Source organism: Citrobacter sp. CF971, assembly GCF_006385635.1.
Taxonomy (GTDB): Bacteria; Pseudomonadota; Gammaproteobacteria; order Enterobacterales; family Enterobacteriaceae; genus Citrobacter; species Citrobacter freundii.
Genome location: NZ_CP041051.1, coordinates 1,892,031 through 1,904,687, shown reverse-complemented (window position 1 = coordinate 1,904,687; position 12,657 = coordinate 1,892,031). Strand labels below are relative to the sequence as shown.

Below are 12,657 nucleotides of genomic sequence, written 5' to 3'. Positions count from 1 at the left end.
TTAGTCTCCCAGGTGCGCCAGCAATGAATCAAGTCGCTGCTTAAGTTCTGCGACCTCCGTTTCCAGCATTTCCACGCGTGCCTGCAGATCACCGGAGGCTGCAGGGAGTTGATCTGCCGCGGCAATGGCTCCATCAACCTCACCGCAAAACAGGTGCATATAGCGACTTTCACGTTTGCCCGGCTCGCGCGCCAGGCGGATCACATAAGGCCCATCTTCCCGGGTTGCCAGATTTTCCAGTGTCGATTCCACTTCGGACATATCGCTGAATTCATACATACGGGATGCGCGACTACGCAATTCACCAGGCGTCTGAGCGCCCCTCAGCAGCAGTGTAGTGATTACGGCCACCTCTGCGGCACTAAGCTTCAGATTGCCAAATTCAGAGTTGCAGAAACGCTGCTCATATTTCGTGACGCGATTGCCAAAGCCGCTCACCGTGCGCAGAAAATGTCGCTTAACCAGGTTATCTAATTGCTCCTGCACGTCCGATTCCGACAGGTTCATCACCGGTTCACGATTCGTTTTTTGATTGCAGGCTGTTACGACTCCATTAACGGAGAGTGGGTACTGTTCCGGCGTTGTCACTTGTTTTTCTAATAAACAGCCAATCACTCGTGCTTCGGTGGCGGTTAATTCGTATTTCATCGTCTTCTCCATTAATCATGGCTGCATCTGAAACTTAGCGGCCGGGGGTCCATTCTGATGTGGTCAACGCCGTCAGCACGTGATCGCGCCACTGCCCGTCAATCAGCAGGTAGTCTTTGGCATACCCTTCTTTTTCAAAACCCAGTCGCGCCAACAGGTCACCGCTGCGCTTATTATGTGGCATGTAGTTAGCCATAATGCGGTGAATATGCTGCGTGCGCTGCATATAACGGATGGCCGAAGTTAAGGCTTCATACATTAGCCCCTGCCCCTGCCATTTCTGCGCAATGGAGTAGCCGAGATAACAGGCATGGAAGGATCCCCGCACCACGTTTGAGAAGTTCGCAACGCCGATAATCTCTTTTTCGTCCGGATCGAGCAGCGCAAAATAATAAGCGGTGCCCTGTTTATGAAACTCAGAGATCATGCTGAGACGCGCCTGCCAGCCGGACGGATAGCAGTGGCTTTCATCGCGAATAGGTTCCCAGGGTTTTAAGAAATGACGATTTTCTGCGTAATAATCTGCCAGACGCCAGGCATCACGCTCATGCACTAAACGCACGACCAGGCGGTCCGTGGTTAAGCGCACTTTTGGCACGTTACTGCGATAGCCAAACATTCTATACCTACTCCTTCCCGTAACGTCTTCAATACGCTATTCGCATTACTATACCTGTGCGAATACACCCTGTGAAAAGAGCAAAATGCCATTTTTTGAATTATTCACACATTTTGATGAAAACTCTCTATCAAGACGGACTTTTGATAAAAAAATATTGTCCCGCGAAGGGTGGGAAAAGCGATGACGACACCGCAGAATAGGAGGTGCTTATCTTTTAAACTCTATCCAGAGTGACGAGTTTTTCCCTGGAGGGGAAATGTCGCAAGTCTCGCAGGCAAGGAACCTGGGTAAATACTTCCTTCTCATCGATAATATGCTGGTCGTGCTGGGTTTCTTCGTCGTTTTCCCGCTGATCTCAATTCGTTTCGTCGACCAAATGGGCTGGGCCGCCGTGATGGTCGGTATCGCGCTTGGATTACGTCAATTTATCCAGCAGGGGTTGGGTATTTTCGGTGGTGCTATTGCTGACCGTTTCGGCGCCAAACCGATGATCGTCACCGGCATGCTGATGCGCGCAGCCGGGTTCGCCACCATGGGCATTGCGCATGAACCGTGGCTGCTGTGGTTTTCCTGCTTTCTTTCCGGGCTGGGTGGCACGCTGTTCGACCCTCCCCGTTCGGCGCTGGTAGTCAAGCTGATCCGCCCGGAAAAGCGCGGGCGTTTTTTCTCTATTCTGATGATGCAGGATAGCGCCGGGGCCGTGGTCGGCGCGTTACTTGGCAGTTGGTTATTGCAATACGATTTCCGTCTGGTATGTGCCACCGGCGCAATTTTGTTCGTTCTGTGCGCGGCGTTTAACGCCTGGCTGCTCCCGGCATGGAAGCTGTCGACGGTGAAAATTCCGGTACGCGAAGGGATGAGCCACGTGATGCATGACAAGCGCTTTGTCACCTATGTGCTGACGCTGGCGGGCTATTACATGCTGGCGGTACAGGTGATGCTGATGCTGCCCATCATGGTGAACGACATCGCAGGCTCACCAGCCGCCGTGAAATGGATGTATGCCATTGAGGCATGTCTCTCTTTAACGCTGTTGTACCCGATTGCCCGCTGGAGTGAAAAACGCTTTCGCCTTGAACATCGTCTGATGGCGGGCCTGCTGGTGATGTCTCTGAGCATGATGCCCATTGGGCTGGTCGGGAATTTGCAGCAGTTGTTCACCCTTATCTGCACGTTCTATATTGGCTCGATCATCGCCGAACCGGCGCGTGAAACCCTGAGCGCCTCGCTGGCGAATGCGCGGGCCAGAGGAAGCTATATGGGCTTCAGCCGACTGGGACTCGCCATCGGTGGCGCAATTGGCTATGTCGGCGGCGGCTGGCTGTTTGACATGGGCAAGGCCCTGGCACAGCCTGAGCTGCCCTGGATGATGCTCGGTATTATTGGCTTCATCACCTTCCTGGCGCTGGGCTGGCAATTCAGTCTCAAACGCCCAACGCGAGGTATGTTGGAGCCAGACGCCTGATAGCCGAACCTGCGTCCGGGCGCTTTTCAGTTTTTTCTGCTGGCGTCCGGGGCGCTGGTACTCGATGATGCTTTGTGTCACGATTACGCCACATGTATCATGTTGAGGAACCCCATGAAAAAGTTTTTTTTTGCCGCTGCACTGATTGTCAGCGGCCTGTTGGTTGGTTGTAATCAACTCACGCAATACACGGTTAGCGAGCAAGAAATTAATCAAGCCCTGGCAAAGCATAATAACTTTTCAAAAGACATCGGTTTGCCCGGCGTTGCTGAAGCACATATCGTACTGAATAATCTCGCCAGCCAGATTGGTCGTGAAGAGCCAAACAAAGTAACCCTGACCGGCGATGCCAACCTGGACATGAACTCCCTGTTTGGCAGTCAGAAAGCGACCATGAAGCTGAAGCTGAAAGCCTTACCGGTTTTCAATAAAGAAAAAGGCGCGATTTATCTGCAAGAGATGGAAGTCGTCGACGCCACCGTCACGCCAGAAAAAATGCAGTCGGTACTGCAAACCCTGATGCCGTATTTAAATCAATCGCTGCGTAACTATTTCAACCAGCAACCAGCGTACATTCTGAAGGATGACAGCAGCCAGGGTGAAGCGCTGGCGAAAAAATTGGCGAAAGGTATTGAGGTGAAACCGGGTGAAATCATCATCCCGTTCACCGACTAATAAAACTGAGGGCGCTGATGCGCCCTTTTTTTTCGTGCAAACGAAAACGTTTCCGCTTATCCTTTGTTTCCGGCAAAAAAGACTATCCTCAGCCGGAGCATATTGATGACTGCACCATCCCAGGTTTTAAAGATCCGCCGCCCAGACGACTGGCATCTTCACTTTCGCGATGGCGACATGTTAAAAACTGTCGTGCCCTATACCAGTGAAGTTTATGGCCGCGCCATTGTCATGCCGAACCTGGCACCGCCCGTCACCACGGTTGACGCGGCTATCGCTTATCGCCAGCGCATTCTTGACGCGGTACCTGCCGGACACGACTTCACGCCATTAATGACCTGCTACTTAACGGATACGCTGGATCCCAACGAGCTGGAACGTGGATTCAACGAAGGCGTATTCACCGCGGCAAAACTCTATCCAGCCAATGCCACCACCAACTCGACGCATGGCGTAACCTCTATTGACGCCATTATGCCGGTGCTGGAGCGGATGGAAAAATTGGGTATGCCACTGCTGGTGCACGGCGAAGTCACGCATGCAGATATCGATATTTTCGATCGCGAAGCGCGCTTTATTGAAACGGTGATGGAACCGCTGCGTCAGCGTTTGACCTCGCTGAAAGTGGTGTTCGAGCATATCACCACCAAAGATGCTGCCGAATACGTTCGCGACGGTAACGAACTTTTGGCTGCGACCATTACGCCACAGCACCTGATGTTTAACCGCAACCACATGCTGGTTGGCGGGATTCGCCCTCACCTGTATTGCCTGCCGATCCTCAAACGTAACGTCCACCAACAGGCGCTGCGTGAACTGGTTGCCAGCGGGTTTAAGCGCGCATTACTCGGTACCGACTCAGCGCCGCACGCGCGTCATCGCAAAGAGTCAAGCTGTGGCTGTGCGGGCTGTTTTAATGCACCGACCGCGCTGGGCAGCTATGCCACCGTGTTTGAAGAGATGAATGCGCTAGACCATTTCGAAGCCTTCTGCTCACTCAACGGCCCACAGTTCTATGGCTTGCCGGTAAATGAGACCTTTATTGAGCTGGAACGCATGGAGCACCTGGTTCCTGAGAGCATTGCACTGGAAGACGATACGCTGGTGCCTTTCCTGGGTGGCGAAACGGTACGCTGGTCAGTAAAAAGCTAAAAAAAGTGTAGCCAATTGATACGAATGACTGTATAAATAAACAGTATATTCCACAGGGGGCTACTATGCGTATTGAAGTCACTATTGCCAAAACTTCACCTTTACCTGCCGGTGCAATTGACGCACTGGCAGGTGAACTCTCCCGCCGTATTCAGCACCATTTTCCGGATAACGAAGGTAACGTTACCGTCCGTTATGCCGGCGCAAACAATTTGTCGGTTATTGGCGCGACTAAAGAGGACAAAGAACGCATCAGCGAGATCCTACAGGAAACCTGGGAAAGCGCGGATGACTGGTTCATCAACGAATAAATAATGATATGCAGTGATGTTTGTTTGCCGGGTCGCCCCGGCTTTTTTATACACACTATCCCGTAATCAATCGCGCATTTCTTTTGACGAGTATTTAATTTAATATTAACCCACCGATTATCTTTTAACCAAAACAACAAAATAATTGTGCAACATACTAAAAAAAAATGAATAACATGTTGGTTTCTTAGTCAGATAACGCTGAAAACAAAAAATTTATGCCCTTCCCTCTTTAAATTTTCAATGAATACCCTTATTTATTGATATACTGAAGTTGCTTCAGAAAAAAACGCATTGAACCTCGAAAACCGTTGTCTAGTAACACGAATTAGGGGGCATGATGGAAAAGAATAATGAAGTCATTCAGACTCATCCGCTTGTAGGGTGGGACATCAGCACTGTTGATAGCTACGATGCGCTGATGCTGCGTTTGCACTACCAGACCCCGAATCGCCCTGACCCGGATGGGACTGAAGTTGGTCAAACGCTCTGGTTAACCACTGATGTTGCCAGGCAATTTATTTCGATATTAGAAGCAGGAATCGCCAAAATTGAATCTGGCGATTACCAGGTAAATGAGTATCAGCGACATTAAACCTGATACATCCAACCATCAAAAGGCACCTTAACGGTGCCTTTCTTATTTCCAGGTTGAATATTCCGGGTCAGTTATTTAACCTGCTACTATCGCGATTGCAGAGAGAAGCGGATGAAATACGACTTAATCATTATTGGCAGCGGTTCAGTAGGCGCCGCAGCTGGATACTATGCCACTCGTGCCGGTCTGAAGGTTCTGATGATCGATGCACATATGCCTCCGCATCAGCAGGGCAGCCACCACGGCGACACTCGATTAATTCGTCATGCTTATGGCGAAGGTGAAAAATACGTTCCGCTAGTGCTACGTGCGCAAACATTGTGGGATGAACTGTCCACCCATAATGAAGAACCGATTTTTGTTCGCTCCGGTGTTATCAACCTCGGTCCGGCAGAGTCCACCTTCTTAGCGACTGCAGCGCAAAGCGCCAAACAGTGGCAACTCAACGTTGAACAACTGGATGCGGCAGCCATCATGGCGCGCTGGCCGGAGATTCGTGTACCTGACAACTATATCGGTCTGTTTGAAGCGGAGTCCGGTTTTTTACGCAGTGAGTTAGCAATTAAAACGTGGATCCGTCTGGCGGAAGAAGCAGGCTGTGCGCAACTGTTTAAATGCCCGGTCAGCGCAATTCATCACGGTGATGATGGCATCACGGTAGAAACGGCTGACGGTGACTACCACGCGAAAAAAGCAGTGATCAGCGCCGGTACCTGGGTGCAGGCTTTAGTCCCTGAACTACCGATACAACCGGTGCGCAAAGTGTTCGCCTGGTATCAGGCCGATGGGCGCTACAGCGTTAAAAATAACTTCCCAGCCTTCACCGGCGAGCTGCCAAATGGTGATCAATACTACGGTTTCCCGGCAGAAAACGACGAGCTGAAAATTGGTAAGCACAACGGCGGACAAGTCATTCACTCTGCTGATGAGCGTAAGCCATTTGCCGCTGTAGCCAGCGATGGTTCTGAAGCCTTCCCATTCCTGCGCACAATTCTGCCGGGCGTTGGCTGCTGCCTGCATGGCGCGTCCTGCACTTACGATAATTCACCGGATGAAGACTTTATTATCGATACTCTGCCAGCGCACGACAACACGCTAATCATTACCGGGCTGAGCGGACATGGCTTTAAGTTTGCCTCTGTTCTGGGAGAGATTGCGGCAAACTTCGCTCAGGACAAACCGTCTGACTTTGACCTGACCCCCTTCAGGCTAAGCCGTTTTAAGTGATAATAAATGAATGGCCTCGATGATGAGGCCATTTTTAATGACAGGAATAACGTTAATGCGCCGTATTTTTCACTATCTTGTTAATAATATTCGCGAGCATCTTATGCTCTACATTATTTTATGGTCGCTGCTGGCCATTATGGATGTAATATATATTATGTTTTTCTGATTCCTGCGCGCTGACAATAATTGACAAAAATTGAAATTATCTTAATTTTTATTGCAATAAACTGAACAATAATAAAAATCATAACCACCCATAAACCAAGCATTATCACCTACTCTCACACTAATCCCTTGATGATCAATTCAATAATCAGTCAACTTTACTGAACAAAAAATAAATATCATCACCATTGTTATTTATTAGTTGCATTAATGTCTTTTACACGCCATTTTCATTCACTTCTGAAATATCAATCGGTGTGCTTATGCAATTCAAAAATAGTTCACAGCGCTATGGCGTAGTGTCAGCCACATTACATTGGCTGGTTGCGATTGCTGTATATGGCATGTTCGCGTTGGGCTTATGGATGGTCACGCTTAGCTACTATGACGGCTGGTATCACCAGGCCCCTGAACTGCATAAAAGCATCGGCATCCTTCTCATGATGGGACTGGTTATCCGCGTTGTCTGGCGGTTGTTCTCCCCTCCACCTGCTGCGTTGGCAAGCTACTCCCGATTAACCCGCATCGCAGCGGCAATGGGTCACCTCGCTCTTTATTTGCTGCTCTTTTCAATTGTCATCAGCGGATATCTAATTTCCACCGCAGATGGCAAAGCGATAAGCGTCTTTGGTTGGTTCGACATTCCAGCCACCGTTGCCAACGCAGGTGCTCAGGCCGACCTCGCCGGTAGCTTGCACCTGTGGCTTGCGTGGACCGTGGTGATTTTATCCCTACTGCACGGACTGATGGCCCTGAAACATCACTTTATCGATAACGACGATACCCTCAATCGCATGTTGGGAAAATCGTCATCTGACTATGGAGCTTAAAATGAAAAAAAACCTGCTGGGACTTACACTCGCCTCTCTGTTATTCACCACCGGGTCGGCCGTGGCGGCAGATTACAAAATTGACAAGGAAGGACAGCATGCCTTTGTTAATTTCCGTATTCAGCATCTGGGTTACAGCTGGCTGTACGGCACATTTAAAGATTTCGACGGTACGTTTACCTTTGATGAGAAAAATCCCGCAGCCGATAAGGTTAACGTAACCATCAACACCAACAGTGTTGACACTAATCACGCCGAACGTGACAAACATCTGCGCAGCGCAGATTTCCTTAACGTAGCAAAATTCCCGCAGGCGACCTTCAGCTCCACCAGCGTGAAGAAAGAAGGTAATGACCTGGATATCACCGGTAATTTGACCCTGAACGGCGTTACCAAACCGGTTACGCTGGATGCGAAGCTCATCGGTCAGGGCGGCGATCCTTGGGGCGGTACGCGCGCTGGTTTTGAAGCGCAAGGTAAGATTAAGCTGAAGGATTTCAACATCACCACCGATCTCGGTCCGGCGTCGCAGGAAGTCGATTTAATCATCTCAGTGGAAGGTGTTCAACAGAAGTAACGCATGAATTGCCGGATGAGGTTCTGCCCCTCATCCGGAATCATGTTATTGCGCAGGGTCTGGAATACCCAGTTTGGTATTCAGTTGACCACGTGATTTATTAAAGATTTTATTGCCATTTTCACGCCCAGCGCGACGACGCCGTTGTTCCTCTTCCGGCAACTCACTCTCTTCGCTACACAGCTCGCTACAGCAGCCTTTATATTTCTGCGCACAAGCCGGGCACTGAATAAACAACAGATGGCAGCCATCATTTTTGCAATTAGTATGGCTATCGCACGCCGTGCCGCACTGATGACAATGTGCGATAATATCTTCAGAGATCCTTTCGCCCATGCGCTCATCAAAGACAAAGTTTTTACCGATAAAACGCACCGGAAGTCCCTGCTCACGCGCCTTGCGGGCATACTCAATAATACCGCCCTCAATGTGCCAGACTTTGCTAAATCCATTGTGTTTCATCCAGGCGCTAGCTTTCTCACAGCGGATCCCACCCGTGCAGTACATCACGATTTTTTTATCTTTATGCGCCTGCATCATTTCAACCGCTTTCGGCAACTGATCGCGAAACGTGTCTGCCGGGATCTCCAGCGCATTCTCGAAGTGACCCACCTCATATTCATAATGGTTGCGCATATCAATGAATACCGCTTCAGGATCGTCAAGCATGGCATTCACCTCTGCTGCCTTGAGATAATCCCCCACGTTGCTGGCGTCAAAGTCTGGATCGTCAATACCATCCGCCACGATACGTTCACGGACTTTCATACGCAGTACCCAGAACGATTTACCGTCATCATCCAGCGCAATATTCAGACGTAAATCGTTCAATGCAGGGTCAAACGCATAGAGTTGCTGGCGAAATGCCTCGACGTTGCTTTGCGGTACGCTGATTTGCGCGTTAATTCCTTCATGGGCAAGATATACTCGCCCGAAGACGTTCAATGCGGTGAACATCTGGTACAGTGCATCACGCGTGTGCTGAGGATTGGCAATGGTGAAATATTTATAGAATGAGATCGTCGTACGCGGCTCGGTCTCGGCCAGCATTTTGGCTTTGAGGGCGTCGTTCGAAATGCGGTTGTGTAACACTGGCATGGTGTACGTATCCTGCAAATAGGGAATAAATGAAAATCGGCGGCATAATAAAGCAAACATCGCCAATTTACATCCACACATTTTACGCTACATTTCATACTTCACTATAAAATTGCATCAACAATTGCAGAATTAATCACCGTTCTCCCGTCACAAATTTTTGATACGCGCGAAAAAATGCGACAATACAGGGAATTGGTCGTTTGAAGACAGGATAGACATGACGAATTTACCCAAGTTTTCGGCTGCGTTACTGCATCCACGTTATTGGTTAACCTGGCTGGGTATTGGCATCCTTTGGTTAATCGTGCAGTTACCCTACCCCATCCTCTTTAAGTTGGGCTGTGCATTAGGTCGACTGGCGCTACGTTTGATGAAACGTCGGGCAAAAATTGTTTCCCGAAATCTGGAACTGTGCTTCCCGCAGATGAGTGAGCAGGAACGCCAGCAGATGGTCGTCAAGAACTTCGAATCCGTGGGCATGGGCGTAATGGAAACCGGAATGGCCTGGTTTTGGTCCGATAAGCGTATTTCACGCTGGACTGAAGTGATCGGGATGGAACATATCCGTGACGTTCAGGCGCAAAAACGCGGGATCCTGTTAGTGGGTCTGCACTTTCTGACTCTGGAACTGGGTGCGCGTCAGTTTGGTTTGCAGGAACCGGGTATTGGTGTGTATCGCCCTAACGACAACCCGCTTCTCGACTGGCTACAAACCTGGGGCCGTATGCGCTCGAATAAATCAATGCTCGATCGTAAAGACCTGAAAGGGATGATTAAAGCGTTGAAAAAGGGCGAAGTGGTCTGGTACGCGCCGGATCACGATTACGGCCCTCGTGCCAGTGTGTTTGTACCACTTTTTGCCGTTGAACAAGCCGCAACAACCTCTGGGACCTGGATGCTTTCGCGCATGTCCAATGCCTGCCTGGTACCGTTTGTTCCTCGCCGCAAACCTGACGGTAAAGGGTATCAATTGATTATGCTGCCTCCGGAGTGTTCACCGCCTTTGGATGACGCAGAGACCACTGCCGCGTGGATGAACAAAATTGTTGAGCAATGCATCATGATGGCGCCAGAGCAGTATATGTGGCTGCATCGTCGCTTCAAGACGCGCCCTGAAGGTTCTCCTTCCCTGTACTAAAACACTGTTGCAGCCCTGTGGGCTGCAACACCTTCCCTGCCTGCTTTAGGTTTAACTGCTATCCGCATTGCAGCAATTATCTACCAGGCGCATAATTAGCCTGCTTACTTATACTCAATCGATAGCGCAAACAGCGCGCCACACTGCGGAACGCTATGTCACCCTCAGATGCTCCCATAAACTGGAAACGCAACCTCACTGTTGCCTGGTTAGGCTGTTTTTTAACCGGCGCAGCATTTAGCCTGGTCATGCCCTTTTTGCCCCTTTACGTCGAAAGTCTCGGCGTCACGGGACATAGCGCACTGAATATGTGGTCAGGCCTGGTCTTCAGCATCACCTTTCTTTTTTCCGCCATCGCCTCTCCTTTCTGGGGTGGCCTTGCCGATCGCAAGGGGCGAAAAATCATGCTGCTACGGTCTGCGTTGGGTATGGCTGTTGTGATGCTGCTGATGGGACTGGCGCAAAATATCTGGCAGTTCTTGATCCTGCGCGCCTTGTTGGGGCTGCTTGGTGGATTCATCCCCAATGCGAATGCACTGATCGCCACCCAGGTTCCACGCAATAAAAGCGGCTGGGCACTGGGAACGCTTTCCACCGGTGGTGTTAGTGGCGCACTGCTCGGGCCGCTGGCGGGCGGCCTCCTCGCGGATCAGTACGGACTGCGCCCCGTATTTTTCATCACCGCCAGCGTGCTGCTGGTCTGCTTCATCTTGACGCTATTTTTTATCCGCGAGCGTTTCCAGCCGGTGAGCAAGAAGGAAATGCTGCACATTCGTGAAGTCGTGGCCTCTTTAAAGAACCCCAAACTGGTGCTGAGCCTGTTTGTCACCACTTTGATCATTCAGGTAGCCACCGGTTCTATCGCGCCAATACTGACACTGTACGTTCGAGAGTTGGCTGGCAACGTCGGCAATATTGCGTTTATCAGTGGGATGATAGCCTCAGTCCCCGGCGTTGCGGCATTAATCAGCGCCCCTAAACTTGGCAAATTAGGCGATCGGATTGGCCCGGAGAAGATCCTGATCGTCGCGCTGATCGTTTCCGTGTTACTGCTAATTCCAATGTCATTTGTCCAGACGCCCTGGCAGCTTGGTATTCTGCGCTTTTTATTGGGGGCGGCCGACGGCGCTCTGCTCCCGGCGGTACAAACGCTGCTGGTCTATAACTCGACTAATCAAATAGCTGGACGTATTTTCAGTTATAACCAGTCATTTCGCGACATTGGTAACGTAACAGGACCTCTAATGGGGGCAGCGATATCCGCCAACTACGGTTTTCGTGCTGTATTCTGTGTGACCGCAGGAGTCGTACTGTTCAACGCCCTGTACTCGTGGAATAGCCTGCGCCGTCGTCGGAGTACAGAGGTCGTGGGATAATTTATATATTTATATTCTTATGTTCAGAATAAAAATTATCTCACATGACATATATTTCAGTCTTAATGATAATAGTAACACACCTTATTTCTGCCAGAATTTTTGGCTTCATACAAAGCGGCATCAGCATATGAAACAACTTTATCCGCTGATTCATCATCAATTTTACTGCAATATACACCGATACTTATCGTCATTTTTTCTTTTAACTCATATGAATTTGGTATTGTCGTACCATTCTCGACATTTCGCCTAATTCGTTCTGCAACAACAATTGCCTCATCTTGATCGTTACACTTAAGAAGGATCGCAAATTCTTCGCCACCTATTCTGGCAAAAATATCCGTATCTCTGATTGATTTATTGATAATATCGACAATGCTGATTATTACTCTGTCACCTTCCTGATGACCGTAGGTATCGTTAATCCGTTTGAATTTATCAATATCCAGAACCATTACACACACTGCACCTTTTGCTAATGATGATTTTAATGACTTATAGAATAGCTTACGATTATATATTTTAGTCATTGCGTCTTTAATAGCTGAGTCCCTTTCTTTTTTTAAGATGATGAAGGTGTTGTACATCAGTATTGAGATTATACACAGGGCACTTATCACCTCAATCCCCCGGCTAACATACCAAATATACATGCTATATTCATCCAGGCTCAGAAGTAGTACATTGGTCAATATTGCTGAGCAACACAGTAGCCCTATACTTTTCCACAAGATGTTGTGCGTTTTGGTTTTAATGATTATGATCT

Annotated in this window: 14 protein-coding genes and 1 pseudogene; 11 read left to right on the top strand and 4 right to left on the bottom strand. The window is 49.3% G+C overall.

Annotated features, from left to right (window positions below):
- Window positions 1–648, bottom strand: a complete 648-nt coding sequence (locus tag E6P06_RS12555; protein ID WP_139935289.1) for a YceH family protein — start codon at window positions 646–648, stop codon at window positions 1–3.
- Window positions 649–682: 34 nt separating this feature from the next.
- Window positions 683–1,267, bottom strand: coding sequence for a ribosomal protein S5-alanine N-acetyltransferase (gene rimJ / locus E6P06_RS12550; protein WP_003832145.1), 585 nt, complete (start codon window positions 1,265–1,267; stop codon window positions 683–685).
- Between the two features lie 259 nt (window positions 1,268–1,526).
- Between rimJ and mdtH the strand changes: the two genes are divergently transcribed.
- The 9 genes from mdtH (at window position 1,527) to E6P06_RS12505 (ending at window position 8,273) form a co-directional block, all read left to right on the top strand.
- Window positions 1,527–2,735: a multidrug efflux MFS transporter MdtH gene (gene mdtH, locus E6P06_RS12545; protein WP_003036166.1), complete on the top strand. Its 1,209-nt coding sequence runs from the start codon at window positions 1,527–1,529 to the stop codon at window positions 2,733–2,735.
- 114 nt (window positions 2,736–2,849) lie between these two features.
- Window positions 2,850–3,410: a lipoprotein gene (locus E6P06_RS12540; protein WP_003036163.1), complete on the top strand. Its 561-nt coding sequence runs from the start codon at window positions 2,850–2,852 to the stop codon at window positions 3,408–3,410.
- Window positions 3,411–3,515: 105 nt separating this feature from the next.
- The gene (gene pyrC / locus E6P06_RS12535; protein ID WP_139935288.1) at window positions 3,516–4,562 is read left to right on the top strand and encodes a dihydroorotase; all 1,047 of its coding nucleotides are present in this window, start codon (window positions 3,516–3,518) and stop codon (window positions 4,560–4,562) included.
- Between the two features lie 65 nt (window positions 4,563–4,627).
- A complete protein-coding gene (gene dinI / locus E6P06_RS12530; protein ID WP_003036157.1) occupies window positions 4,628–4,873 on the top strand; it encodes a DNA damage-inducible protein I in 246 nt (81 codons plus the stop codon).
- A 340-nt stretch (window positions 4,874–5,213) separates the two neighbouring features.
- Complete coding sequence (gene bssS, locus E6P06_RS12525) at window positions 5,214–5,468, top strand: biofilm formation regulator BssS (protein WP_003036154.1); 255 nt, start codon at window positions 5,214–5,216, stop codon at window positions 5,466–5,468.
- A 114-nt stretch (window positions 5,469–5,582) separates the two neighbouring features.
- Window positions 5,583–6,698, top strand: a complete 1,116-nt coding sequence (solA, locus tag E6P06_RS12520; protein WP_003836779.1) for an N-methyl-L-tryptophan oxidase — start codon at window positions 5,583–5,585, stop codon at window positions 6,696–6,698.
- A 55-nt stretch (window positions 6,699–6,753) separates the two neighbouring features.
- Window positions 6,754–6,867, top strand: a complete 114-nt coding sequence (locus tag E6P06_RS12515; protein WP_003036148.1) for a YceO family protein — start codon at window positions 6,754–6,756, stop codon at window positions 6,865–6,867.
- A gap of 262 nt (window positions 6,868–7,129) precedes the next feature.
- On the top strand, window positions 7,130–7,696 hold the full coding sequence (locus tag E6P06_RS12510) for a cytochrome b (RefSeq protein WP_003846816.1): 567 nt from the start codon (window positions 7,130–7,132) through the stop codon (window positions 7,694–7,696).
- Window position 7,697: 1 nt separating this feature from the next.
- Window positions 7,698–8,273, top strand: a complete 576-nt coding sequence (locus tag E6P06_RS12505) for a YceI family protein (RefSeq protein ID WP_003832130.1) — start codon at window positions 7,698–7,700, stop codon at window positions 8,271–8,273.
- A 45-nt stretch (window positions 8,274–8,318) separates the two neighbouring features.
- Here the strand turns inward: E6P06_RS12505 and E6P06_RS12500 are convergent, their stop codons facing one another.
- Window positions 8,319–9,371: a rhodanese-related sulfurtransferase gene (locus tag E6P06_RS12500; protein WP_137348253.1), complete on the bottom strand. Its 1,053-nt coding sequence runs from the start codon at window positions 9,369–9,371 to the stop codon at window positions 8,319–8,321.
- 220 nt (window positions 9,372–9,591) lie between these two features.
- On the opposite strand from E6P06_RS12500, the gene E6P06_RS12495 reads away from it, so the two are divergent.
- Both E6P06_RS12495 and mdtG read left to right on the top strand, forming a co-directional pair.
- Entirely contained in the window at window positions 9,592–10,512 is a 921-nt protein-coding gene (locus E6P06_RS12495; RefSeq protein ID WP_003036136.1) for a Kdo(2)-lipid IV(A) acyltransferase, read from the top strand.
- 155 nt (window positions 10,513–10,667) lie between these two features.
- On the top strand, window positions 10,668–11,888 hold the full coding sequence (gene mdtG, locus E6P06_RS12490; RefSeq protein WP_044711570.1) for a multidrug efflux MFS transporter MdtG: 1,221 nt from the start codon (window positions 10,668–10,670) through the stop codon (window positions 11,886–11,888).
- 62 nt (window positions 11,889–11,950) lie between these two features.
- Here the strand turns inward: mdtG and E6P06_RS12485 are convergent.
- A pseudogene (locus E6P06_RS12485) lies at window positions 11,951–12,652 on the bottom strand (GGDEF domain-containing protein); the annotation flags it as partial.
- Window positions 12,653–12,657 lie beyond the last annotated feature (5 nt).